Here is a 25,668-nt window from a genome sequence, read left to right on the forward strand (position 1 = left end):
CCACCGGGGACGGGAGCGATGAGCGCCCCACGATCCGGCGGGCCCTCCGTCCTGGTGGTCGGCGGCGGCACCGCCGGTCACATCGAGCCGGCGCTCGCCGTCGGCGAGGCCGTCACCGCCCTCGATCCCACCGCGCGGGTCACCGCGGTGGGCACGCCGCGCGGGCTCGAGACCGAGCTGGTCCCGCGCCGGGGCGTCCCACTCGAACTCGTGGACCCCGTCCCGCTGCCGCGCAGCATCGGCGGCGACCTGTTCCGACTGCCCACCCGACTGCTCCGGGCGGTACGGGGCGCGCGGGACGTCCTGCGTCGCACCGAGGCGGACGTCGTCGTCGGGTTCGGCGGCTACGCGTGCGTGCCGGTCTACCTCGCGGCGGCGGCCCCCTGGGCCGGACGGGCGCCGGCGGGCGACGTCGGATCCCGATCATCGTCCACGAGGCCAACTCCCGCGCCGGCATCGCCAACAAGCTCGGCGCCCGGTTCGCCGTCGCCACGCTGGCCGCCGTCACCGGCTCGGGCCTCGACGCCCGCGTCGTGGGCAATCCCGTCCGGCGTTCGGTGGCCACGCTCGACCGCGCGGCACTCCGCGCGGAGGCACGCGCCGCCTTCGGCCTCGACCCCGACGCCCCCACCCTGCTCGTGGTGGGCGGCTCGCAGGGCGCGCGCTCGCTCAACACCGCGATGGCGGGCGTCGCCGAGGAGTTCTCCCGCGCCGGCGTCGGCGTCCTCCACGCCGTGGGCCCCAAGAACGTCGTGGACGCCGCCCGGGTGCCCGCCGACGCCACCCCGTACGTGACCGTGCCCTACCTCGACCGGATGGACCTGGCCTACGCGGCCGCGGACCTCATCCTGTGTCGGTCCGGAGCCATCACCGTCGCCGAGGTCTCCGCCGTCGGACTGCCCGCGGTGTTCGTCCCGCTCCCGCACGGCAACGGTGAGCAGGCCCTCAACGCCCGCGACCTGGTCGCCGGCGGGGCCGCACTCCTCGTGGAGGACGGGGCACTCACCACCGACTACCTGCGGACCGAGGTCCTGCCGCTGCTGCTGGACCGCGGCCGCCTGGACTCGATGTCCGACGCCGCAGTCAGCGGCGGCTCCCGAGACGCGGCGGAGGTCGTGGCGCGGATCGCGCTCGACGCCGCCGGAAAGGCCCCTCGTTGACCGACCAGACCCCGCAGACCGACCAGACCCCGCCGACCCCGTCCGTCCCGCCGGCCCCGCCGACCACGGCGTCCGTCGATGACGTCCCCGCCACCCTCACCCGCGTCCACATGATCGGGATCGGCGGCGCCGGCATGTCCGGGGTCGCCCGGATCCTGCTCGATCACGGCGTCGCGGTCTCGGGCAGCGATGCCCGCGACTCGGCCGACCTGCGGGCCCTGGCCGATCGGGGCTCGATCGTGCGGGTGGGGCACAGTGCCGAGGCGCTCGGAGCCCACGGCGCACCGCCGGAGATCGTCGTGATCTCCAAGGCCGCGATCCCCGCCGACAACCCCGAGCTCGCGGCCGCGAGGGCCGCGGGGATTCCCGTCGTCACGCGGTCACAGGTGCTGGGACACCTGGCACGGTCGGGCCGCTCGATCATGGTCTGTGGCACGCACGGCAAGACCTCGACGACGTCGATGCTCATCGCCGGCATGCTCGCCGCCGGCTCGGACCCGTCCTTCGCGGTGGGCGGCACCGTCCTGCAGTTCGGGACCAACGCCCGCGGCGGCAGCGACCCGGTGTTCGTCGCCGAGGCCGACGAGTCCGACGGCTCGCTCGTCCACTACGACCCCGACGTGGTCATCCTCACCAACGCCGAGCCCGACCACCTCGACCACTTCGGCACCGCCGAGGCCTACTACGAGGTGTTCGACACCTTCCTCGCCCGTATCCCCGCCATCGGCGCGCTGGTGGTGTGCCTGGACGACGAGGGCGCCGCCGAGCGCGCCCGGCGGGCCGCGGCGGCGGGCGTCCGCGTGCTGGGATACCGGACCTCCGACGGGCCGGTCTCCGATCTGCCGGTGTCGGGTGAACTCTCGGAGATCGTCGTCGACTCCGCCGGCACCCGCGCCGACCTCATGCTCGACGGCGTCCCCCACGGCGAACTGCACGTCGGGACCCCCGGCGAACACATGGCGCTCAACGCCCTCGCCGCCCTGCTCGCCGCGCGCGAGGTGACCGCCGCCGACGGGATCGCCGCCAGCGGCATCGGCGCCTCCGGGTTCGAGACCGACGGGTTCCTCGCCGGCCTGTCCGGGTTCGGGGGAGTGGGACGACGATTCGAACCCAAGGGGGAGGCCGTCGTCGGAGGCGGGCGCGCGCGTGTCTACGACGACTATGCGCACCACCCGACCGAGGTCGCGGCGGTCCTCGGCGCGGCGAGGGAGATCGTCGAGACGGACGGCGGTCGACTGGTCGCCGTCTTCCAGCCGCACCTGTACTCGCGGACCCGCATCTTCGCCGAGGAGTTCGGCCGGGCGCTCTCGCTCGCCGACCGGGTCGTGGTGCTCGACGTCTACGGCGCCCGCGAGCAGCCCGAACCCGGCATCGACGGCGGTTCCGTCGCGCGGCACGTGACGGTCCCCGTGCAGCACGTGCCCGACCTGGACTCCGCGCTCGGGGCCGTGTTTGGGCTGCTCGAGGCCGATGACGTGGTGTTCACCCTCGGCGCGGGGGACATCACCACTCTCGGTCCGCGGATCGTCGCCGGCCGGGGTCCGTCGGGCCAGGGTTCGTGAGGAGGGCCGCGCGGTGACCGACGTACCCGGGGACCGTCCGATCGACGAGCCCGTCGACGAGCCGGACGACACGCCGGACCACCCGACCGCCGACGGGGGAGCGGGGGACCGGGCGTCCGAGGGCGGCCCGGAGGCCACGTCCACGGATGACCCGGACCGCCGGCTCGCCGCGGCCACCGTCCGCAGCTCCGACGAGCGGGTCCGGCACTCCGACCCGGCCGTCCGCGCGCGGCTGCGGCGGCGCCGCCGACGCACCAACCGCATCTACGCCGGACTCGGGGTGGCACTGGTGGTGCTGCTCCTCGGCTACATCGCCCTGTACTTCCTGCCGGTGTTCTCGGTCCGCGAGGTCAGCGTCGAGGGCACCCGGACGATCCCGTCCGAGGTGGTGACCGAGCGCGCCGCCGTGGTCCCCGGGACCCCGCTCCTCCAGGTGGACACGCACGCCGTCGCGCGGCGGGTGGCCGGACTCCCGCGGGTCGACCAGGTGACCGTCAAGCGCGACTATCCCTCGGGGCTGCGGATCGAGTTGATCGAGCGCACCGCCCTGGTGGTCGTGGAGGTCGACGGGACCCAGCACCTCGTGGACGCCCAAGGCATCGACTTCGGCCCCGGTGAGCCCCCGCCCGGCACGCCCCTGCTCACCGTCGGGGACGCGGCCGGCGCTGACCTGCCGTCGATCGTCCGCGATCTGGCGACCGTGTTCGCCGAGGTGCGCGGCACGGCGGGTCAGGAGATCGCCTCGGTCGAGGTGGAGACCCCCGCGTCCATCGTCCTCACACTCGCCGACGGGCGGATCGTGGAATGGGGCGCGGCGGGGCGGGATCACGAGAAGGCCGTCGCCCTGCAGATGGTGCTCGAGCAACCGGGCCAGATCTGGAACGTGTCGAACCCCGCCCTGCCGGCCTCGCGGTAGCCCGGTCGGGAGCCGGTGGACACGACACGCCCGCGAGCCTCGTGGACGCGCGGGGCTGCTGGACCTACCGTGTGTGCAGACGGCGGAAAAGGCCTCTGACCAGCAAGTTTAACCCTCAACTAGAGGGTGAGACTTTAGGCTCGCGGAACTTTCGTCGAGACAGCATGCAACCGAGCACGACACCCCCATAGGAAGGCCGGGCCTCGATGAGCTCACCGCACAACTACCTCGCAGTCATCAAGGTCGTCGGGATCGGCGGCGGCGGCGTCAACGCGGTCAACCGGATGATCGACGAGGGGCTCAAGGGCGTCGAGTTCATCGCCGTGAACACCGACGCACAGGCCCTCCTCATGTCGGACGCCGACGTCAAGCTGGACGTCGGCCGCGAGCTCACCCGCGGGCTGGGCGCCGGCGCGGACCCCGAGGTCGGTCGCAAGGCCGCCGAGGACCACAAGGACGAGATCGAGGAGGTCCTCAAGGGGGCCGACATGGTCTTCGTCACCGCCGGCGAGGGTGGCGGGACCGGCACCGGCGGCGCGCCCGTCGTGGCCGCGATCGCCCGCAAGCTCGGCGCCCTGACGGTCGGTGTGGTCACCCGCCCGTTCTCGTTCGAGGGCAAGCGTCGCGGAGGCCAGGCCGACACCGGCATCGACCAGCTCCGCGAGGCCTGCGACACGCTCATCGTGATCCCCAACGACCGCCTGCTCCAGCTCGGCGACGCGGGTGTGTCGATGATGGAGGCCTTCAAGACCGCGGACGAGGTCCTGCTCAACGGCGTCCAGGGCATCACCGACCTCATCACCACGCCCGGCGTGATCAACGTCGACTTCGCCGACGTCAAGGGCGTCATGTCCGGGGCGGGCAGCGCCCTCATGGGCATCGGCTCCTCCCGCGGGGAGGGACGCGCGTTCAAGGCCGCCGAGGCCGCCATCAACTCCCCGCTGCTCGAGACCACGATGGAGGGCGCCAAGGGCGTCCTCATGTCCATCGCCGGCGGCAGCGACCTGGGGCTGTTCGAGATCAACGAGGCCGCCACGCTCGTGCAGGAGGAGGCGCACCCGGACGCCAACATCATCTTCGGCACCGTCGTGGACGACTCGCTCGGCGACGAGGTCCGTGTGACCGTCATCGCCGCCGGGTTCGACGGCGGGTCCCGTCCGGTCACCGCGGGCGCGGGACAGTCGCGTCGCGGCCGCCACCACCTCGACGACGACGAGTCGGTCCCCGGCGCCTCCGGCGACACCGGCGGTGCCTCCGAACTCGGCTCGACCCCCTCGACAGCCGCCGCCGCGAGGAGTCGGCCTACCCGGGTCCCGCCGCCTCGGCCGGCAACCCGGCTCCGGCGGGAGGGTCCTCCTCCCGCCGCCGCGACGAGGACGACGACATCGACGTGCCGCCGTTCATGCGGCACTGACGGTCCGATCCATGGCACCCGACGGCTCGGGGCGCGTACGCCGGGTGGTCACCGACCGCCGCGGCGGCGCGTCGACCGGAGATTTCGACTCGTTCAACCTCGGTGACCACGTCGGGGACGCCCCGGCGGCGGTGGCAGCCAACCGGGCGCGGCTCGCCCGTCGACTCGGCCTGCCCGCGACCGACGTCGTGTGGATGGACCAGGTCCACGGCAACCGTATCGCCCGCGTCACCCGCCCGACGGGCGGCCCGGTCCCGGCCACCGACGGCCTGGTGACCGACCGGCCGGGCCTGGCGCTGGCGGTACTCACCGCCGACTGCGTCCCGGTCCTGGCCGCGGACTCCGAGGCCGGGGTGATCGGGGCCGTGCACGCGGGCCGGGTCGGCGCCGTCGGCGGGATCGTCCCGTCGCTCATCGGGGCCATGACCTCCCTGGGCGCCCGGGCCGAGCGCATCACCGTGCTCCTCGGACCCGCCGCGGCGGGGGAGCACTACGAGTTGCCCCCCGCGATGGTGGACGAGGTCGAGGCCGCCCTGCCCGGCAGCCGCGCCCGGACCGTCGCGGGGACCCCCGGGGTGGACCTGCGTCGGGGCATCACGCGCCAACTCGCCGGGCTCGGCGTCACCCGCGTCGACTCCGACCCGCGCTGCACGATCGCCGAGGAGTCACTGTTCTCCTATCGTCGACAGGGGCGGACCGGGCGCCAGGCCAGCGTGATCTGGCGGCAGCAGTAGAGACCCGGGGCCGGCGCACCCGCCGGCCGGGAGGAGGAAGAGCGGACATGACCGATCCCAGGGCGGACGAACTCGCCACCAGGCTCGCCGCGACCCGGCAACGTCTGGACGCGGCGCGGGCGGCCGCGGGACGGACCGATGAGGTCGACCTCGTCGTCGTCACCAAATTCCACCCCGTCACCGACGTCGTCCGGCTCGCCCGCCTCGGGGTGCGCGACGTCGGGGAGAACCGCGTCCAGGAGGCCGCGGCGAAGGTCTCCGATCTGGCCGCCGCCGACGCCGAGCTGGCCGCGGCGGTGCGCTGGAACATGGTGGGTCACATCCAGTCCAACAAGGCCGCTGCGGTGGCCGGGTGGGCCGACCGCGTCCACTCCGTCGGCTCGGCCAAGGTCGCCGACGGCCTCGAGAAGGGCCGCGCCCGCGCCGCCGGGGAGCGCGACGACGTCACCCCGCTGCCCGTCCTGATCCAGCTGAGCCTGGACGGTAACACCTCGCGCGGCGGAATCGCTCGTGAGGACCTGCCCGGCCTCGCCGACCACGTGGCCGGTCTCGGCCACCTGCGCCTGGCCGGGCTCATGGTCGTCCCCCCGCTCGAGGGCGAGGCGAGCGCCCACTTCGCCGACGCCGCCGAGGTCGCGGCCGCGCTGCGCCGCGATCACCCCGACGCGGTGGAGTTCTCCGCCGGGATGTCCGGGGACATCGAGGAGGCGGTCGCCGCGGGTTCGACCTGCGTGCGTGTCGGAACGGCCATCCTCGGCCCCCGACCAGTAGTTTGAGAGCCAGCCTCGCGGGGACACCCGCCCGCGAAGAACACACGCCCGCGACGACCCCGTTACCAGGAAGGTCCCGGAAGATGAGCGCAATCGCCCGGTTCAAGGAGTACTTCGGAATGGCGCCCGTCGCGGCGTACGACGACGAGTACCTCGACGACTACGACCGGCCCGTCCACCACGACGTGCGTGCCCCCCGCGGCATCCACGAGACGGACGACCTCGGCCCGGTCGCCCGCGACCGTCGGGACGACTACGGCTACGCCGCCGACCGGTACCTGGAGGAGCCCGCCCCCCGAACCCGGATCGCCGACCTCGACCCGGTCGACGAGCGCCCGGTCGCCCCGCGCCGCGGTGACATCGACGAGCCGGCCCCCGCCCGCGCCGCTACCACGCCGCCGAGGCCGGGGCCCGCGCCACCCTGCGCGGCGTTCCCGCCACCCGCGGCGCCGTCGCGCTCGCGCCCGAGGAGGACTTCGTGGAGGACGGACTGGTGACCGTGCCCGAGACCGTTGTGGAGCGCCCCCGCGGCTTCGGCGACGGCAAGAGCCTCGGCGAGCACTTCCGCGCCGGCCGCGCCGTCGTCCTGGACCTGTCCACCATGGCCTCCGGCGATGCGCGCCGGATGGTGGACTTCGCCGCCGGACTCGTCTTCGGCCTCGACGGCCGCATGGAGAAGGTCGCCGACCGTGAGCGCACCTTCCTCCTGCAGCCGGCCGGTATGGACCTCACCGAGGCCGAGGTCCGCGACGCCGTCAACGGCGCCTTCCGGCGCTGACACCGACCCCGTTGACCACAGCCGACAGGACGCCGGTGACGGCGCGACGTCGCGGGCCAGTAGGGTTGAGCCGTGCGTGAAATCCTGCTGGTCCTCTACATCATCACCCAGATCTTCTGGTACATGCTCCTCGCCAGGATCGTGGTCGAGATGATCGCCTCGTTCTCCCGCGGGTGGAGCCCCCGTGGCGTCCTCGCCGTGGTACTGGAGTGGCTGTTCACCGTCACCGACCCGCCGGTCAAGGCGCTGCGCAAGGTCATCAAGCCCGTGCGCCTGGGACAGATCTCGCTGGACCTGTCGGTGCTGGTGCTCTTCGTCATCATCATCGTCATCCAGGTGATCCTGCGTGGCCTCATGATGAGCGTGGCGTGAGGCCCCGTTGCGGCCGCTGGTGACGCGCGGGCCGATTGTGACTAGATTGGCCACCGTTAAGGTAGTAATGAAGTCGCGGGTCCGGTGCGACAACGCCGGGCCGGCACCCGAGACGACCACGAGGGGTATCCCATGCCGTTGACTCCAGCCGATGTGCACAACGTCGCGTTCTCCAAGCCGCCGATCGGCAAGCGGGGCTACAACGAGGACGAGGTCGACCAGTTCCTCGACCTGGTCGAGACGGAGCTCGCGGAACTCGTCTCGGACAACGAGGACCTCCGCCAGCGGGTGGAGGAGCTCACCAAGGATCTCGAGAAGGCGCGCAAGGCCGCCGACGAGTCCGGCAAGTCCTCCGGCGCCGCCACCGGCGGCTCGGGTACGGCACAGCAGCCGGCCGCCCCGGCGCCCGCGCCGACCCCCGCGCCCGCACCTGCCGCGGCCGCCGCGCCGATCACCCCGACTCCCGCCGCCGCGACCCCGTCGCTGGGCAAGAGCGAGGACGACGGCGCCGCCAACAACGAGACCCACCTGCGCGCCGCCCGCGTCCTGGCCATGGCCCAGGAGATGGCCGACCGGCTCACCGGCGAGGCCAAGAAGGAGTCCGACGGACTCATGGCCAAGGCCCGCAGCGAGTCCGACCGGCTGGTGGGCGACGCCAAGTCCCAGTCTGATCGCCTGGTCGGCGACGCCAAGTCCCAGTCCGAGAAGATGGTCGGCGACGCCCGCAAGGAGGCCGACAAGATCCTCACCGAGGCCAAGAGCAAGTCCGACGGCATCGTCAAGGACGCCCAGGCCCGGTCCGAGCAGCAGGTCAAGGAGGCGCAGGCCAAGGCCGACGCCCTGCAGGCCGACGCCGAGCGCAAGCACACCGAGATCATGGCCACCATCAACCAGCAGCGTGGCGTGCTCGAGAGCCGGATCGACCAGCTGCGGACGTTCGAGAAGGACTACCGCAGCCGCCTCACCAGCTACCTGGAGAACCAGCTCTCCGAGCTCGGCAAGACCGGATCGGCCGCCCCGGCGGCCCCTGCGGCCCCGTCCACCCCGGGCGGCCCGGCGGCCTCGTCCGCGCCCGGCGAGGGTACCGGCAGTGCCGGCGCCCCCGGCTCCTCCGACCAGTCGGCCAAGAAGGACGGCGGTCACCGCGCCGAGTGATCCACCCCGCGTGACCGATGCGGTCCCCGCCCCTGCCCAAGGGTGCGGGGACCGACGTATATTCGGGGGGACGGGGCCACCGACGGTGCGACCCCCTTTGTCCATCGCACGGCACCTATGATTCGCGCAGCACCTAAGATTCGACCAGCACCAGGATTCGCACAGCACCAGGAGGCACGGATGCTCGTCGCCGCGCTAGGACTGACGATCCTCGGTTTCGCCTTCCTCGTGGCCGCCGTCGCGACAGGTCAGATCGGGTGGGCGTGGGCGTGCATCCTCGTCGGGGCCCTGGGGCTGGTCCTGCTGCTGGTCGACCTGGTCCGGGGGCGCGCCGAGCGCGACCGTGAGCCGCGGGCGACCTCGGAAGAGGCGGACGCCCGCGCCGACGGGTAATATCGGAACCTGTCCGGCCGGGAGCCGGACGCGCGGAGATCCGGCCATCACCGGGGAGTGCTCGGAAGAACGGTGGGACCCCGCACGGCGGGGACCGCTCAGTAGAACCGAACGGGGGAGCCCGTCACAGCCCGACCCAAGAGTGGGCGTCGCACGTCGTCGCCAAACGGGGTGGTACCGCGGACGGAACGCGCCAGACGCGATCCGGTTCGTCCCCGAGCGCAGGCCTGACGGCCCCACGGATGCGAACTCGTGCGGGCCCCGTACGCGAGGAGTCCGCCCAGATGAGCACCGAACCCGTAGCGACCGAGCGCGCCGACGGCGAGCCCGCTGCCACCGGCAGCGCGTACCCCGTGCTCGACCTCGCCGGGGGCGCCACGTCCCAGACGCCGTCGTTCCCCGCCCTCGAGGAGACGGTCCTGCAGCGGTGGGACGAGCGCGACACGTTCCGCGAGTCCATCCGTAACCGTGCGGACGCGCAGGAGTACGTCTTCTACGACGGGCCCCCGTTCGCCAACGGCCTGCCACACTACGGCCACCTGCTCACCGGGTACGTCAAGGATGTCGTCCCGCGCTACCGCACCATGCGTGGGTACAGGGTCGAGCGCCGGTTCGGCTGGGACTGCCACGGCCTGCCCGCCGAGCTCGAGGCCGAGAAGCAGCTCGGCATCACCGAGAAGTCCCAGATCCTCGATATGGGCCTGGCCGAGTTCAACAACGCCTGCGAGATGTCGGTGCTGCAGTACACCGACGAGTGGGAGAAGTACGTCCACCGCCAGGCCCGCTGGGTGGACTTCGAGAACGACTACAAGACCCTCGACATCGACTTCACCGAGTCCGTGCTGTGGGCCTTCAAGCGGCTCTACGACAAGGGGCTGATCTACAAGGGCTTCCGCGTGCTGCCGTACTCCTGGTACGAGCAGACGCCACTGTCCAACCAGGAGACCCGCCTGGACGACGCCTACAAGATGCGTCAGGATCCGGCCGTCACCGTCGGGCTGCCCCTGGAGGCCCCTCAGGACAGCCCGTTCCACGGCGCCGAGGCACTGGTGTGGACCACCACGCCGTGGACCCTGCCCTCCAACCTCGCCGCCGCCGTCCACCCCGAGATCGACTACTCGGTGGTCCGGGTCAACTCCGGTGAGTTCGCCGGGCGGACCTTCGTCCTCGCCGAGGCCCGCCGCGGCGTCTACGCCGCGGAGTTCGGTGAGGACGCGGAGGTCGTGACGACCGTCAAGGGCTCCGAGTTGGTGGGCCTGCGGTACACCCCGCCGTTCGACTTCTTCGCCGGTCACGCGGGTGCCCACGTGGTGCTCTCGGCCGACTATGTCACCACCGAGTCCGGTACCGGCGTCGTCCACCTCGCGCCCGCCTTCGGTGAGGAGGACAAGGACGCCTGTGACGCCGCCGGGATCGAGCTCGTCATCCCGGTGGGCCCGGACGGCAAGTTCACCGCCGAGGTTCCGCCGTACGCCGGGCAGCTCGTCTTCGACGCCAACGCCCCGATCTCCCGCGACCTTCGGGCCGATGGCAGGCTGATCCGCCACGAGACCATCGAGCACTCCTACCCGCACTCCTGGCGCTCCGGCCAGCCGCTCATCTACATGGCGCTGCCCGCGTGGTTCGTCAAGGTCACCGCGTTCCGGGACCGCATGGTCGAGCTCAATCGCGAGCACATCACCTGGATGCCGGAGCACGTGCGCGACGGCCAGTTCGGCAAGTGGCTCGAGGGCGCCCGCGACTGGAACATCAACCGCAACCGCTACTGGGGCGCCCCGATCCCGGTGTGGGAGTCCGACGACCCCGCCTACCCGCGGGTCGACGTCTACGGGTCCCTCGACGAGCTGGAGGCCGACTTCGGCGTCCGGCCCACCGACCTGCACCGCCCGTACATCGACGAGCTGACCCGGCCCAACCCGGACGACCCGACCGGCAAGTCCACGATGCGCCGCATCCCGGACGTGTTCGACTGCTGGTTCGAGTCCGGGTCGATGCCGTTCGCCCAGGTCCACTACCCCTTCGAGAACAAGGAGTGGTTCGAGACGCACAACCCGGGTGACTTCATCGTCGAGTACAACGGCCAGACCCGCGGCTGGTTCTACACACTTCACGTGCTGGCCACCGCGCTGTTCGACCGGCCGGCGTTCACCCATGTCGCCGCCCACGGGATCGTCCTGGGCAACGACGGTCTCAAGATGAGCAAGTCCAAGGGCAACTACCCGGACGTCAACGAGGTGTTCTCCCGCGACGGCTCGGACGCCATGCGCTGGTTCCTCATGAGCTCGCCGATCCTGCGGGGCGGCAACCTCGTGGTCACCGAGCAAGGCATCCGCGAGGGCGTCCGCCAGGCCATGCTGCCGCTGTGGAACTCCTACAGCTTCTTCCAGCTGTACGCCTCCCGCCGGGCCACCTGGCGCACGGACTCGGAGCACGTGCTGGACCGCTACATCCTGTCCCGCCTGGCGTCCACGCGCGACGCCATGACCGAGGCGCTGGACGCGACGGACATCGCCGCGGCCTGCGACGAGCTGCGCCTGTTCGCCGACGCCCTGACCAACTGGTACGTCCGCCGGTCGCGCTCCCGGTTCTGGGCCGGCGAGGACAGCGGCCAGGATTCCCGCGACGCCTTCGACACCCTCTACACGGTGCTCGAGACCACCATGCGCCTCGCCGCCCCGCTCCTGCCGCTGATGAGCGAGGTCGTGTGGACCGGGCTCACCGGTGAGGAGTCGGTGCACCTGGTGGACTGGCCGACCGCCGACGAACTGCCGGGAGACGACGGACTGGTCGAGGCGATGGAGGCCGTGCGCGACGTGTGCTCGACCGTGTCCTCGATCCGCAAAGCCAAGCAGCTGCGGGTGCGCCTGCCGCTCAGCTCGCTCACGGTGGCGATGCCCGACGCAGAGCGGCTCCAGCCATTCACCGGTCTCATCGCCGACGAGGTCAACGTCCGCGAGGTTCGCCTCACCAGCGACGTGGCCGCCCACGGCCGGATGGAGCTGGCGGTCAACGCCCGCGCCGCCGGCCCGCGGCTGGGCAAGCAGGTCCAGGCCTGCATCAAGGCCGCCAAGTCCGGTGACTGGACCGAGACCGACGGCGTCGTGGTCGCCGGTGGTGTGGAGCTGCAGGAGGGCGAGTACGAGCACCGGCTCGTGGCCGCCGATCCCGAGTCCACGGCGGCGCTGCCCGGCGGTGCCGGCCTGGTGGTGCTGGATCTGACGGTCACGGAGGAGCTCGAGGCCGAGGGCTGGGCAAAGGACCGGATCCGCGAGATCCAGGAGGCCCGCCGCGGTGCCGGTTTCGACATCTCCGACCGCATCCGGGTGCGCATGGAGGTGCCGGCCGCCCGCCGTGAGTGGGCGGACCGTCACGCGCAGCTCATCGCCGGCGAGGTGCTGGCCACCGACTTCGCCGTGGTCGACGCACTGGACCCGGCAGACGGGGACCCGGTCGAGCTCGCCGAGGGCGTCCGGATGACGCTGGCTCGGGTCTGACCGGCGGCTCGTCATGGGTGGCGGGCAGGACCGCTGGGTCCTGCACGTGGACATGGACGCGTTCTTCGCGTCCTGCGAGCAGCTGACCCGGCCGACCCTGCGGGGTCGGCCGGTGCTCGTGGGCGGTCAGGGCGGCCGCGGTGTGGTGGCGGGGTGTTCCTACGAGGCGCGAGCGAAGGGTGCCCGCTCGGCCATGCCCTCACACCAGGCGCGTCGATTGGTGGGGCCGGGCGCGGTGTTCGTCTCGCCGCGGATGCCGGTCTACCGGGTTCTGAGCCGCCGGGTGTTCGAGGTGTTCGCCGAGCACGCGCCGGTCGTGGAGCAGATCTCCGTGGACGAGGCCTTCCTCGAGCCGCCGGAGCTGCGGGGCGCCGACGCCGACCGCACCCGACAGTGGGCGCAGGAGTTGCGTGCCGCCATCCGTGCGGCGACCGGGCTCCCGGCGTCGGTGGGGGCGGGGGCGGGCAAGCAGTACGCCAAGATCGCCTCGGAGCTGGCCAAGCCGGACGGTGTGGTGGTGGTGCCGCGCCGCGACCACGCCGAGGTGATGTTCCCGTTGCCGGTACGGAGCCTGTGGGGTGTGGGCCCGGTGGCGGGGGAGCGGCTGGCGCAGTTCGGGGTGGCGACCATCGGTGACCTCGCGGCGATGGACGACGACGACGTGGCCCACGCGCTCGGCAAGACGGTCGGCCCGGCGATCGCCCGGATCGCGCGGGGGTACGACGACCGGCCGGTGCACGAGCGGGCCGAGGCCAAGCAGATCAGCGCCGAGAGCACGTTCGCCGCCGATCTCACGACGTCGGGTCAGGTCGCGGCCGCGGTGCGGCGGGCGGCCGAGGCGGCGCATCGCAGGCTGCTCTCCGACGGCCGTGCGGCGCGGACGGTGACGGTCAAGGTCAAGCGCTCGGACTTCACCTCGATCACCCGCTCGTACACGTTGCCGGTGGGCACCACGTCGCTGGAGACGATCATCGGGGTGGCGCGCTCGCTCGCCCCGGACCCGGTCGACTTCGGGGCGATCCGCCTGCTGGGCGTGGGGGTGTCCGGCCTCACCGATCACTACCAGGACGCGCTGTTCGAGCAGGAGTTCGTCCCCGTGGACCGGTCGGGACACGACGACGACGAGGACCTGCCCGACATCGTGGGGGTGGGCACCACCGTCACCACCGACGAGTCCGAACCGGGCGACGACGGGACCGGACCCGCGGACGAGGGGGCGGCCGACGGACGGGCGGCGGGGGGACTCCCGGCGATCGGGGCGTGGCGGCAGGCCGGGCACCGGCGTTTCGAGACGGGTGCGGATGTGCGACACCCGGAATTCGGGCACGGCTGGGTGCAGGGATCGGGCCACGGCCGGGTGTCGGTGCGGTTCGAGACGGCGGCGACGGGCCCCGGTCGGATGCGCACGTTCGCCGAGGACGATCCGGACCTCGAGCCCGCGGACCCGCTGGACTCCCTGGGGTGGTGACCCGGCGGCCCCCCGCCGCCCGCCGACGCCCGGCCCTACTGCAGCCGCTCCTCGGGATGGCGCCTCGCCCCCGCCGACGCCCGGCCCTGCTGCAGCCGCTCCTCGAGATGGCGCCTCGCCCCCGCCGCGGGGCACGCGAGACGCCATGGGCGCGTGCGGCTGCGGCGGGGCGGGCAGGGCGCCAGCACACCCCCGGCTGACCGCGCTGCCTCTCTGCCCTGCGCTGCGTGAACGCCCGCCGGCGCCCCGCCAGCCCCGCAACCGCCGGCCCCGCAACCGGCGACGTCTGCTCGTCAGCTGTAGAGGTGGTAGCGCCCCCACTTTCGGCGCACCTCTGCGGCCGCACCGTCGCCGCCGGCGCCGTCTGCACTGCCCGCGGTGGACAGCAGCGCGGCGAGCAGGACCCGGGCCTGCCCGGATCGCAGGTATCCGCAGCTCAGCACGCCACGAGCGGCGAGCTCCGCGCCACCGCCCGGGCCGCCGTAGGTCGAGGTCGCCTCACCCCGCGGCACCCGGCTGGACGCCACCACCACGATGTCCGGCCGGTCGTCCGCCAACCGTGCGACCGCGTCCGCGACGAGCGGGGGCAGGTTGCCGGATCCCGACCCCTCCAGGACCAGTCCGCGCGCCCCGGCCTCGACACACGCGTGCACCGCGACCGCGTCCGCGCCGGGCGGGCACGCCACGACGTCGACGCGGGTGTCGGCGAACCGGGCCCGGCCGGGGAGGGTGGGGCGTTCGAGCTCCGGGGGCAGGTCCTCGACCGGATGCTCGGGCGAGTTGCGGGCGAAGGCGACGGGATCGGTCGTGTGCCACTTGCGCACGCCGCGGGCCTGCAGGATGGCCCGGCCCAGGACCACCAGCACCCCCAGGTCGCGGGAGACGGGGTCGGCGGCCAGCAGGACGGCGTCCAGGAGATTGGCGGGCCCGTCGGCCCCGGGATGGTCGGCCGGGAGCTGGGCCCCGGTGAGCGCGACGGGCCGCGGGTCGTCGTGGTGCAGATCGAGGGCGATGGCGGTCTCCTCGAGGGTGTCGGTCCCGTGGGTCACCACGACCCCCGACACCGCCGGATCGGACAGCACGTCACCCACCGCGTCGACCAGCAGGTCCCACTCGGCCGGGCCGAACGTGGAGGAGTCGGCGTCGAGCACGGTGCGCGCGCTCACGGTGATCTGGCCCGGCAGCACCGCCCGCAGGCCGTCGAGCATGGCCTGCGTCGCGGGGTCGGAGTCCCCGGCCACGACCGCTCCCTCCGGCGTGGTCGAGGCGGTGATCGTGCCTCCCGTGGTGCAGATCACGATGTGGGGGGTATCGGTGCTGGTCTCGGCGCTGGTCACCCGCTCCACAGTGGTGTGCGGGCGGCCCGGCGTCAACCATCCCGGCCGCTGACGATGGAACAATGGCTCACCGATGTTCGTTGGGCCGGTGACCCGGCCCGGAGCCATGCCCGGCTCGGTACCGCATGCCCGGTGCCGCACATCTCGACGAAAGGACCCCGCGTGAGTCTTCGACGGACCATCGCCGCAGTCTCCCTGTCCGCCTTCGCACTGGGCGGCCTCGCCGCCTGCGGAAGTGACGACGACGGCCCCGGGCCCCGGGGCACAGCAGCCCCCGCGCCCACCACGAGCGCGCAGGAGACCGCCGCCGTGCCCACCGCCGAGGAGCTGACCCAGCTGCTCGACCGGGCCTCCGACCCCGCCGTGCCGGTGGAGGAGAAGGTCGACCTGGTGGAGGGTGGCGCGGAGGCGCCCGAGATCTTCGACCAGATCGCCGCCCTCAAGGCCGAGCAGGGCGCCGACGTGACGATCACCGGCGCAGCGGAGGGGGACATCCCCGGCACGCTCATCGCCAACGCGGTGATCTCGCAGCCGGGCCAGGAGGACATCAACGTCCAGGCCCAGTTCATCAACCAGGGTGGTCAGTGGCAGCTGCAGAAGGCGTTCGCCTGCGCGCTCATCACCAACGCCGGGCTGGAGCCGCCGGCCACGTGCGCCGCGGCCTGACCGCACGTCAGCGCGCCGTCGGCCCGGACTGACAGCGAGGCCTGACCACGCGTCAGTCCACGCTGCGGAACTGCAGGACCGAGTCCTCGTCGTAGGTCGTGCGTCGTCCCGAATCGGGATCGACGTAGACGGCCCGCGTCGAGGACTCGGTCGCTCCGCCCACCGGCACCGGGGCGCGTAGGTCCACCGTGAGCTCGCCCGAGCCGGAGACCTCGTAGGACTCCACGTCGAGGGTCACGCCCGGCCCGCCGTCGGGGGCCGGGGCGGCCAGGGTGCCCGCCGGGTCGGGAGCGGTGGTGCTCGACCGGACGGTGGCGACGTCGCCGTCGAGGTCGACCAGTTCGTAGGTGGTGACCCTCGTCGGGGCCACGGCGTCGTCGACCCGGCGGGTGACGGTCCACCGGGCGCCGACGCCGATCTCTTCGGTGGGGAACGCCACTGTCGCGTCCGAGACCGCGTTCGCGGTGATCTCCACTCCGGCTCGGGCGGCGTCTGTGGCCCCCGAGGGGGCCGCCAGCGACAGTTCCCGGACGATGCCGTCGGCGCTGCGGGTCCAGGTCACGGTGAACCCGGGGGCGGTGGAGAACTGGGCGTTGCGGAGTTCGTCCACGGACGTGAACTCCCGCGCGGTCACGGTCGCCCGCTGCGCGCCGTCGACGTCGGGCTCCGATCGCCCCTCCACGGTGAGGGTCTGCGCCGGGGTGTCGTCGGTGCGCGGCTCGGCTCCCGGGACCTCGGTCCGCGAGGTGGCCGAGCGGGTGATCGCGACCACCGACCCTTCGCGCGAGGGGGCATAGGCCAGGACCCGCCGCTCGCCCTCGCCGGCGTCGATGAGGTCGACGACCGGGGCGGGACCGGGGTCGACGGTCACCTCGGGCTCGAGGGCATCCGTCCCCTCTGCGGCAGACGAACCCGGGCCGCCGTCGGCGGGGTCCGCGGCATCGTCCCCGGCGCACGCGGAGGTGCCGGCCACGAGCGTCACGGCCAGCGCCGCCGCGAGGAGACGGTGACCGCGACGAGCGGTGCGGGAGGGGCCGGGGGAGACGGTCGATCGCGGGTCCACGGCTCCGAGCCTAGAGGGTCGCCGACCCGGCGCCGTCGGGCCCGCGGCCGGATCAGGGATACTGGAGCCCATGACGGAGACCAACGGGACGCCACCCGACGCGTCGGGGCCCACGCCCGGCAGCGCGGCGCCACAGGGTGACTCACCCGCGAGCACCGCGCCCCACGACCCCGCGCCGCACTACTTCCGGCACGGGCCGGTGGTCATGGTGGTGATCGCCGCGCTGATCGTCGCCGTCGACCAGATCGCCAAGGTCCTGGCCGTGGCGAACCTGGAGGACTCGAGGCCCATCGAGCTCATCGGCGACACGGTTCGTCTGGTCCTGCTACGCAACCCGGGCGCCGCGTTCTCCATGGGCACCGAGTTCACGGTGGTGCTGAGCATCGTCGCCACGGTCGTGGTGGCGGGCCTGCTGTGGTTCTCCCGCAGGGTCCACTCCCGGTGGTGGGCGTGGGGCCTCGGACTGATCCTGGGCGGCGCCGCCGGCAACCTGGTGGACCGCTACTTCCGCGCGCCCGGCATCCTGCAGGGCCACGTCGTGGACTACATGTCCGTCGGCTGGTGGCCCGTGTTCAACGTGGCCGACGCCAGCCTGGTCACCGGAGTGATCGTGGTGGCCGTGGCCGTGTTCCGCAACGTCGACTTCGACGGCTCGCGGGTATCCGAGGCGCTCGCCGCCGACGAGAGGGACCCCGCCGACCCCGCCGCCCCCGCGAGCGGGAAGGACCCCGCCGATGGGTGAGGTCCGCACCTTCCCCGTCCCCGACGGGCTCGACGGCATGCGCGTCGACGCCGGGGTCTCCCGCCTTCTGGGTATCTCGCGGACCGCGGTCGCCGACCTCGCCGGCGAGGGCAAGGTCCTGCTCGACGGGCACACCGTGGGCAAGTCCGACAAGCTCACCGGGATGTCCTGGATCGAGGTCGAGATGCCCGAGCCGCGGGCCGAGCCCGCCGTGGTCGCCGAGCCGGTCGAGGGGATGGCGGTCCTGTACTCGGACGCGGACATCGTCGTCGTCGACAAACCGGTCGGCGTCGCCGCGCACGCGTCGGTCGGCTGGACCGGCCCCACGGTGATCGGCGGCCTGGCCGCCGCCGGGTACCGCATCTCCACCTCCGGCCCGCCGGAGCGCAAGGGGATCGTCCACCGGCTCGACGTGGGCACCTCCGGCCTCATGGTGGTGGCGGCGTCCGAGCGGGCGTACACGCTGCTCAAGCGGGCGTTCCGTGACCGGACCGTGGACAAGACCTACCACGCGCTGGTGCAGGGCCACCCCGATCCGCTGTCGGGGACCATCGACGCGCCGATCGGCCGGCACACGTCGTCGGACTGGCGTTTCGCCGTCACCTCCGACGGCAAGCACTCGATCACCCACTACGACACCCTCGAGGCGCACCAGGCCGCGACGCTGGTGGAGGTCAAGCTCGAGACCGGCCGCACCCACCAGATCCGCGTGCACTTCTCCGCGCTGCATCACCCGTGCGCGGGCGACCTCACCTACGGCGCCGACCCGGTCCTGGCCAGGCGGCTCGGCCTCGAGCGGCAGTGGCTGCACGCGGTGGGGCTGGGCTTCGAGCACCCGGGCGCCGGCTCGCGCGTCGACTTCACCAGCACCTACCCCGACGACCTCCAGCACGCGATCGACGTCCTGCGCTCGGCATGACCCTCGCCGCGCGGGTGCTGAAGATCGCCGGCGTGGGGGTCGTGATCGTGGTGGCGTTGGTCGCGATCCTCACCGCGCTGCGCACCGACCCGCCCCGCAGCCCTGGCGTGATGACCGACGCCCTGGGACCCGAGGACGGCGAACGCGTCGAGGACTACCTCGCCCGCGCGGCCGACTCACTGGTCACCGCGGGCGGCGGGGAAGAGGCCGCACAGGGTTCCGACGGAGATGACGACGACGACGAGGCCCTCGCCTCCGACCCCGACGCCCGTCGCTGGGCCCTCGTGACCGCAGGCTGGGCGTGGACGGTCCCCGAGGCGGTCGGCGTGGTCCGGGAACTGCCGCGCGTCTCGGGTCTGTACGTGCAGGTGCCGGTCGAGGGGGTCGCGATGCCCGTCACCGGGGTGACCCTGGCCGAGCCGGTGGCGGGGGAGTCGGGGCGCGAGCCCGTCTTCCACCGCGGCCTCGAGCAGGTGGCCCGGCGGCTCGACGCCGGACCTCCGTCCGGGCCCGGGGTGCCGCAGCCGCCCGACGCCGGGCGGGCAGCCGCCACCGCCGCCCTCACCGTCTCGCGGATCCGTGCCGGTGAGCCGGCGATCATCGGGCTGCTCGCCCGCGGCACCACCGAGCAGTTGCGCGCGGTGGCCGACCAACCGTGGGTCCGCGCGGTCGAGGCCCTGCCGCCGGACGCGGTATGGGAACGCTTCGCCGTCCGCCCGCTGCAGCCGCAGCAGGTCGACGCGGCGTACCCGCTGCCCGACGGCGGCCCCGTCCCGGCCGCCTGACCGGTCCCCGCCCGTCTGACTGGCCCCCACCCCCGAAAGGGCTCGATGTGCGGGGCCGATCCGGGGCCTGGCTAGGGTTGCGCCGGTGAGCAGCGAGGGGCCGAGCCGGCGGGTGAGCAACAGCGAGAAGTCGGTGGCCGGCGGGATGGTCGCCGGCATCGCCGCGTACACCCTCTGGGGGTTCTTCCCCGCGTTCTTCCCGCTGCTCGAGCCCGCCGGCGCCGTCGAGATCGTCGGCCACCGGATCGTGTGGTCGCTCGTCGTCATGGCCGTCGTGCTCACCGTGCTGCGGCGCTGGCGCGACCTGTGGGCCATCGACCGCGTCTCGTGGGCCCGGGTCGGCGGGGCCGCCGTCTTCATCACCGCCAATTGGGGCGTGTACGTGTATGCGGTCAACTCCGAGCGCGTCACCGAGGCCGCCCTCGGGTACACGATCAACCCGCTGGTCAGTGTCCTGCTGGGCGTCCTGTTGTTCCGCGAACGACTCAATCGCCCACAGTGGCTCGCGGTGGCCCTCGCCGTCGTCGCCGTCGGGGTCCTCACCGTCGGATACGGCCACTTCCCGTACCTCTCGGTGATCCTCGCGATGAGCTTCGGCATGTACGGCGTGCTCAAGAAGAAGCTGCGCGTGGACCCGGTGATCGGGATGACGGGCGAGGTGCTGGTGATCGCGCCGTTCGCCCTGGCCCTGCTGCTGTGGCTGGGTGCGACCGGCGCGGGCACGTTCACCACCGGGGGTGCCGGGCATGCGGTGCTGCTGGCCACCGCCGGGCTCGTCACCGTGGTGCCGCTGCTGCTGTTCGCCGTGGCCGCGCAGCGCATCCCGCTGGCGACCGTGGGCATGCTGCAGTACATCGTCCCGGTGCTGCAGATGGCCTGGGGACTGCTCGTCGTGGGCGAGCGGCTCGACGCCGTGCAGTGGGTCGGGTTCGCGCTCATCTGGGTCGCGGTGATCGCGTTCACGCTGGCCGGCAGGCAGCCACGCTCGGCCCGCGCTGGGGTTTCGGGGACTGTCGGGGATCCGACCTACACTGGGCCGGACGAGTCGTAGGAGGAATGCTGCGTGGGCGGATCCCAGTTCGTGCATCTGCACAATCACACCGAGTTCTCGATGCTCGACGGGATGGCGCAGATCGACCCGCTGTTCGCGGAGGCCTCCAGGCTCGGCATGCCGGCGGTCGGGATGACCGACCACGGCAACATGTACGGCTCGTCGGACTTCTACAAGCAGGCCGTCAAGACCGGCATCAAGCCGATCATCGGGATCGAGGCGTACGTCGCTCCCGAGTCGCGGTTCAACAAGAAGCGCGTGCTGTGGGGCGAGAAGAACCAGAAGAGCGACGACGTCGCGGGCTCCGGCGCGTACACCCACATGACGATGGTCGCCGAGAACGCGACCGGCCTGCGCAACCTGTTCCGCCTGTCCTCGCTGGCCTCGTACGAGGGGCAGCTGGGCAAGTGGGCGCGGATGGACGCTGAGATCCTCGCCGAGCACTCCGAGGGGATCATCGCCACCTCCGGCTGCCCCTCCGGTGAGATCCAGACGCGGCTGCGCCTGGGCCACAGGAAGGAGGCCTACGAGGCCGCGGAGAAGTGGCAGTCCATCTTCGGCAAGGACAACTTCTTCCTCGAGTTGATGGACCACGGGATCGACATCGAGCGCAGGGTCCGCGAGGACCTCCTCACGCTCGGCAAAGACCTGGGGATGCCGCCACTGGTGACCAACGACTGCCACTACGTCACCCGCGAGCAGGCCCACTACCACGAGGCCATGCTCTGCGTGCAGACCGGAAAGACCCTCGCCGACGAGAACCGCTTCAAGTTCGACGGTGACGGCTACTTCCTCAAGTCCGCCGACGAGATGCGCGCCCAGTGGGACACCGAGGTCCCCGGCGGCTGCGACAACACCCTGTGGATCGCCGAGCGCGTCCAGCCGTACGACGACATCTGGGCGCCCAAGGACCGGATGCCCAAGTTCCCCGTCCCGGACGGCGAGACCGAGGACACCTGGCTGGCCAGGGAGGTCCAGAAGGGGCTGGAGTGGCGGTTCCCGGACGGCGTCCCGCAGGAGTACCTCGACCGCGCGGCGTTCGAACTCGAGGTCATCAAGGGCAAGGGCTACCCCGGCTACTTCCTCGTGGTCGGTGACCTCATCGAGCACGCCCGCTCCATCGGCATCAAGGTCGGACCCGGCCGAGGCTCGGCCGCCGGCGCCCTGGTCGCGTACGCGCTGAAGATCACCAACATCGACCCGATCGAGCACGGGCTGCTGTTCGAGAGGTTCCTCAACCCCGAGCGTCCGTCCGCACCGGATATCGATATCGACTTCGACGACCGCCGCCGCGGCGAGATGATCCGCTACGCCTCCGACAAATGGGGCGCCGACAAGATCGCCCAGGTCATAACGTTCGGCACCATCAAGACCAAGGCCGCCATCAAGGACGCCGCGCGCGTGAACTTCGGCCAGCCCGGGTACGCCATCGCCGACCGGATCACCAAGGCGCTGCCGCCGCCGATCATGGCCAAGGACATCCCGCTGTCCGGCATCACCGACTCCAAGCACGAGCGCTTCGGCGAAGCCGCCGAGGTCCGTCAGCTCATCGAGACGGACCCCGACGTCAAGCGGATCTACGACACGGCCCGCGGGCTCGAGGGCATGGTCCGCCAGGCCGGCGTGCACGCCTGCGCGGTGATCATGTCCTCCGAGCCGCTGCTGGACGTGATCCCCATGTGGAAGCGCGCCCAGGACGGCGCCATCATCACCGGCTGGGACTACCCGTCGTGTGAGGACATCGGCCTGCTCAAGATGGACTTCCTGGGCCTGCGCAACCTCACGGTGATCGGCGACTGCCTGGAGAACATCAAGCTCAACCGTGGCGAGGACATCGACCTCGACACCCTGAGCACCGACGACCTCCCCACCTACGAACTGCTCGCCCGCGGTGACACCCTGGGCGTGTTTCAGCTCGACTCCGGCGGCATGCGCGAGCTGCTCAAGCGGATGAAGCCCACCGGCTTCAACGACATCGTGGCCGCCCTCGCCCTGTACCGACCCGGCCCGATGGGCATGGGGACGCACTGGAACTACGCCGACCGCAAGAACGGCAAGCAGGAACTGGTGCCCATCCACCCGGAGCTCGAGGAGCCCCTCAAGGAGATCCTCGGCGAGACCCACGGTCTGATCGTGTACCAGGAGCAGATCATGGCCATCTCCCGCGAGCTCGCGGGATACACGGCCGGTGAGGCCGACGGCTTCCGTAAGGCCATGGGTAAGAAGAAGGCCGAGGTGCTGGCCGCCGAGTACGAGAAGTTCTCCGGCGGCATGTTCGAGCGCGGCTTCTCCAAGGACGCCGTCGACGCACTGTGGGGCACCATCGAGCCCTTCGCCTCGTACGCGTTCAACAAGTCGCACGCGGCTGGCTACGGTCTGGTGTCCTTCTGGACCGGCTACCTCAAGGCCAACTACCCGGCCGAGTACATGGCGGCGCTGCTCACCTCCGTCGGCGACGACAAGGACAAGGCCGCCCTGTACCTGTCCAACTGCCGACAGATGGGCATCAAGGTCTTGCCACCGTCGGTCAACGAGTCGCGGACCAATTTCCTCTCGGTGGGCACGGACATCCGCTTCGGGCTGGGCGCGGTGCGCAACGTCGGCGCCCAGGTGGTGGATTCGATCGTCGCGGCCCGCGAGGCGAAGGGCGAGTTCGGCGACTTCTCGGACTACCTGGCCAAGATCGACCAGACCGCCTGCACCAAGAAGGTCACCGAGTCGCTCGTCAAGGCCGGCGCCTTCGACTCGCTCGGCCACCCGCGCAAGGGCCTGTTCCTGGTCCACGCCGACGCGGTGGAATCGGTGATGTCCACCAAGAAGGCCGAGGCCGTGGGGCAGTTCGACCTGTTCGGCGGGGGAGATGACGCCGAGGCCGACTCGGGCTTTGGCGACGTCTTCGCCGTCCGGGTCCCCGACGAGGAATGGGACATCAAGCAGAAGCTCGCCCTGGAACGCGAGATGCTGGGCCTGTACGTCTCCGGGCACCCGCTCGACGGGCTCGAGGCCGCCCTGGAGGCCAAGACCGACACCACCATCGCCACGATCCACGAGGGCGAACTCGCGCACGGCACCGCCGTGACGATCGGCGGGATCATCTCGGGCGTCGACCGGCGGGTCAACAAGAACGGCGAGCCGTGGGCGATCGTCACCATCGAGGACTTCAACGGCAGTGTCGAGGTGCTGTTCTTCCCCAAGACGTACCGTCTCGCGGCGATGGACATCGCCGAGGACGCGGTGGTGCTGGTCAAGGCGCGCATCAACATCCGTGAGGACCGTGTCTCGGTGTTCGGCGACACCCTCGAGGTGCCCGACCTGGTCGTCGGTGGCAACGGGGCGCCGCTGGCGCTCACGCTGCCGACGCGGATGTGCACCATCGAGACCGTCACGGCGCTCAAGCAGGTCCTGGGGCGGCATCCCGGACCGTCGGACGTGCACCTGCGGTTGGTCAACGGCAGTTCGTCGACCGTCCTGCGACTTGATGACCACCTGCGGGTCGAGACCTCGTCCTCGCTGATGGGTGATCTCAAGGCGCTGCTCGGCCCCGGCTGCCTCACGGGCTGACCGGGTTGACGGTGATCGTGGGCGCGGTGGGACACTGGTGGCTGTGACCGTCACCGATTCCGCCACGACCCAGGTCGTCACCCCCGACGACATCGACGCCGCCGCCCGCCGGATCGGTGACGTGGTCCGGTGCACCGACCTCCAGGTCAGTGAGCGGCTGAGCGAGCAGACCGGCGCGCACATCCTGCTCAAGCGGGAGGACCAGCAGGACGTCCGCTCGTACAAGATCCGCGGCGCCTACAACCTCATGGCGCAGCTGAACAGCGACGAGCGCAGTGCCGGCGTCGTGACGGCCAGCGCCGGCAACCACGCCCAGGGCGTGGCCTTCGCCTGCCGGGTGCTGGGCATCAACGGGCGGATCTACGTGCCGACCAACACGCCCAAACAGAAGCGGGACCGGATCCTCGCCCACGGTCGCAATTCGGTCGAGCTCGTGGTGACGGGGACGAACTTCGACGCCGCCCAGACCGCCGCCCGAGCCGACGCCGTGCGCACCGGGGCGACCATGGTGCCGCCGTTCGACCACCCCGACACCATGGCGGGGCAGGGCACCATCGCCGCCGAGATCCTCGCCCAGCTCGACGAGACGCCCGACGCCGTGGTGGTCCCCGTCGGCGGTGGCGGGCTGGTCGGTGGGCTGGCGACCTACCTCGCCGAATACGCGCCGGACTGCAAGATCATCGCCGTCGAGCCCACCGGGGCCCCGTCCCTGACCCGGGCGCTCGAGGCGGGGGAGCCGGTCACCCTCGACACCGTCGACACCTTCGTGGACGGCGCCTCCGTCGCACGGCTGGGGGAGTTCCCGTTCGGGGTCATCTCCTCGATGACCGAGCGGATCCAGGTCCTCACCGTCGACGAGGGCGCGGTGTGCACCGAGATGCTGGAGCTGTACCAGAACGAGGGGATCATCGCGGAGCCCGCCGGGGCACTGGCGGTGACCGCGCTGGAGCAGCTCGAGATCGACGAGGGTGCCACCGTCGTCTGCCTGGTCTCCGGTGGCAACAACGACGTCTCGCGGTACAGCGAGATCATCGAACGCTCCCTGGTCCACAAGGGGCTCAAGCACTACTTCCTGGTGAAGTTCCCGCAGGAGCCGGGCCAGCTGCGCCGCTTCCTCGACGAGGTGCTGGGGCCCGAGGACGACATCACGCAGTTCGAGTACCTCAAGCGCAACAACCGCGAGTACGGCGCCGCGCTCGTAGGCATCGAGCTGGGCTCGGCCACCGGCCTGCACTCGCTGCTCGAGCGCATGGACGCCTCCCGCATCGACTGTGAGCGCCTCGAGCCGGGCACCGCGGCGTACGAGTACCTGACCTGACCTGATTTCA

The 25,668-nt window shown here is 72.0% G+C and carries 20 protein-coding genes and 2 pseudogenes; 20 read left to right on the top strand and 2 right to left on the bottom strand.

What is annotated here, in order from left to right:
- Nucleotides 1-18: 18 nt before the first annotated feature.
- The 13 genes and pseudogenes from murG (at nt 19) to OVA21_RS05475 (ending at nt 14,216) form a co-directional block, all read left to right on the top strand.
- A pseudogene (gene murG, locus OVA21_RS05415) lies at nt 19-1,160 on the top strand (undecaprenyldiphospho-muramoylpentapeptide beta-N-acetylglucosaminyltransferase).
- A gap of 110 nt (nt 1,161-1,270) precedes the next feature.
- Nucleotides 1,271-2,722, top strand: coding sequence for a UDP-N-acetylmuramate--L-alanine ligase (murC, locus tag OVA21_RS05420; RefSeq protein WP_096907270.1), 1,452 nt, complete (start codon nt 1,271-1,273; stop codon nt 2,720-2,722).
- Nucleotides 2,723-2,735: 13 nt separating this feature from the next.
- Complete coding sequence (locus tag OVA21_RS05425; RefSeq protein WP_254050474.1) at nt 2,736-3,638, top strand: cell division protein FtsQ/DivIB; 903 nt, start codon at nt 2,736-2,738, stop codon at nt 3,636-3,638.
- Nucleotides 3,639-3,844: 206 nt separating this feature from the next.
- A pseudogene (ftsZ, locus tag OVA21_RS05430) lies at nt 3,845-5,052 on the top strand (cell division protein FtsZ).
- 11 nt (nt 5,053-5,063) lie between these two features.
- Entirely contained in the window at nt 5,064-5,786 is a 723-nt protein-coding gene (pgeF, locus tag OVA21_RS05435) for a peptidoglycan editing factor PgeF (protein ID WP_096905641.1), read from the top strand.
- A 47-nt stretch (nt 5,787-5,833) separates the two neighbouring features.
- Nucleotides 5,834-6,562, top strand: coding sequence for a YggS family pyridoxal phosphate-dependent enzyme (locus OVA21_RS05440; RefSeq protein ID WP_268091957.1), 729 nt, complete (start codon nt 5,834-5,836; stop codon nt 6,560-6,562).
- A 77-nt stretch (nt 6,563-6,639) separates the two neighbouring features.
- Nucleotides 6,640-7,053 (top strand): hypothetical protein, encoded by a 414-nt coding sequence (locus OVA21_RS05445; protein ID WP_268091959.1) that lies wholly within the window; start codon nt 6,640-6,642, stop codon nt 7,051-7,053.
- Nucleotides 7,035-7,334 (top strand): cell division protein SepF, encoded by a 300-nt coding sequence (locus OVA21_RS05450; protein WP_268091960.1) that lies wholly within the window; start codon nt 7,035-7,037, stop codon nt 7,332-7,334. The genes OVA21_RS05445 and OVA21_RS05450 overlap by 19 nt, the downstream gene beginning before the upstream one ends.
- A 72-nt stretch (nt 7,335-7,406) precedes the next feature.
- Nucleotides 7,407-7,706: a YggT family protein gene (locus OVA21_RS05455; protein WP_082923774.1), complete on the top strand. Its 300-nt coding sequence runs from the start codon at nt 7,407-7,409 to the stop codon at nt 7,704-7,706.
- 132 nt (nt 7,707-7,838) lie between these two features.
- Nucleotides 7,839-8,861 carry a DivIVA domain-containing protein gene (locus OVA21_RS05460; protein WP_096905638.1) on the top strand — a complete coding sequence of 341 codons (1,023 nt, stop codon included), beginning with the start codon at nt 7,839-7,841 and terminating at the stop codon, nt 8,859-8,861.
- Between the two features lie 180 nt (nt 8,862-9,041).
- Nucleotides 9,042-9,254, top strand: coding sequence for a hypothetical protein (locus OVA21_RS05465; RefSeq protein WP_069389112.1), 213 nt, complete (start codon nt 9,042-9,044; stop codon nt 9,252-9,254).
- 284 nt (nt 9,255-9,538) lie between these two features.
- Nucleotides 9,539-12,748 carry an isoleucine--tRNA ligase gene (gene ileS, locus OVA21_RS05470; RefSeq protein ID WP_173674761.1) on the top strand — a complete coding sequence of 1,070 codons (3,210 nt, stop codon included), beginning with the start codon at nt 9,539-9,541 and terminating at the stop codon, nt 12,746-12,748.
- Nucleotides 12,749-12,761: 13 nt separating this feature from the next.
- On the top strand, nt 12,762-14,216 hold the full coding sequence (locus OVA21_RS05475) for a DNA polymerase IV (protein WP_096905637.1): 1,455 nt from the start codon (nt 12,762-12,764) through the stop codon (nt 14,214-14,216).
- A gap of 293 nt (nt 14,217-14,509) precedes the next feature.
- Here the strand turns inward: OVA21_RS05475 and OVA21_RS05480 are convergent, their stop codons facing one another.
- Nucleotides 14,510-15,553 carry an asparaginase gene (locus OVA21_RS05480; RefSeq protein ID WP_254050473.1) on the bottom strand — a complete coding sequence of 348 codons (1,044 nt, stop codon included), beginning with the start codon at nt 15,551-15,553 and terminating at the stop codon, nt 14,510-14,512.
- 162 nt (nt 15,554-15,715) lie between these two features.
- On the opposite strand from OVA21_RS05480, the gene OVA21_RS05485 reads away from it, so the two are divergent.
- Nucleotides 15,716-16,219: a hypothetical protein gene (locus tag OVA21_RS05485; RefSeq protein ID WP_096905635.1), complete on the top strand. Its 504-nt coding sequence runs from the start codon at nt 15,716-15,718 to the stop codon at nt 16,217-16,219.
- Nucleotides 16,220-16,271: 52 nt separating this feature from the next.
- Here OVA21_RS05485 and OVA21_RS05490 read toward each other — a convergent pair whose 3' ends face one another.
- Nucleotides 16,272-17,282: a hypothetical protein gene (locus OVA21_RS05490; protein WP_254050472.1), complete on the bottom strand. Its 1,011-nt coding sequence runs from the start codon at nt 17,280-17,282 to the stop codon at nt 16,272-16,274.
- Between the two features lie 70 nt (nt 17,283-17,352).
- On the opposite strand from OVA21_RS05490, the gene lspA reads away from it, so the two are divergent.
- The 6 genes from lspA to ilvA all read left to right on the top strand — a co-directional run bounded on the left by lspA (nt 17,353) and on the right by ilvA (nt 25,658).
- Nucleotides 17,353-18,024, top strand: a complete 672-nt coding sequence (lspA, locus tag OVA21_RS05495) for a signal peptidase II (RefSeq protein WP_096905634.1) — start codon at nt 17,353-17,355, stop codon at nt 18,022-18,024.
- Nucleotides 18,017-18,943: an RluA family pseudouridine synthase gene (locus OVA21_RS05500; protein ID WP_096905633.1), complete on the top strand. Its 927-nt coding sequence runs from the start codon at nt 18,017-18,019 to the stop codon at nt 18,941-18,943. The genes lspA and OVA21_RS05500 overlap by 8 nt, the downstream gene beginning before the upstream one ends.
- Nucleotides 18,940-19,728 carry a hypothetical protein gene (locus tag OVA21_RS05505; RefSeq protein ID WP_254050471.1) on the top strand — a complete coding sequence of 263 codons (789 nt, stop codon included), beginning with the start codon at nt 18,940-18,942 and terminating at the stop codon, nt 19,726-19,728. Before OVA21_RS05500 ends, OVA21_RS05505 begins: the two co-directional genes overlap by 4 nt.
- Nucleotides 19,729-19,873: 145 nt before the next feature.
- Entirely contained in the window at nt 19,874-20,779 is a 906-nt protein-coding gene (rarD, locus tag OVA21_RS05510) for an EamA family transporter RarD (protein ID WP_096907265.1), read from the top strand.
- Nucleotides 20,780-20,791: 12 nt separating this feature from the next.
- Nucleotides 20,792-24,340, top strand: coding sequence for a DNA polymerase III subunit alpha (dnaE, locus tag OVA21_RS05515; RefSeq protein WP_096905632.1), 3,549 nt, complete (start codon nt 20,792-20,794; stop codon nt 24,338-24,340).
- 43 nt (nt 24,341-24,383) lie between these two features.
- Nucleotides 24,384-25,658: a threonine ammonia-lyase IlvA gene (ilvA, locus tag OVA21_RS05520; protein WP_096905631.1), complete on the top strand. Its 1,275-nt coding sequence runs from the start codon at nt 24,384-24,386 to the stop codon at nt 25,656-25,658.
- Nucleotides 25,659-25,668 lie beyond the last annotated feature (10 nt).

It is taken from the genome of Dietzia sp. SL131 (genome assembly GCF_026672565.1).
GTDB lineage: Bacteria > Actinomycetota > Actinomycetes > Mycobacteriales > Mycobacteriaceae > Dietzia > Dietzia kunjamensis.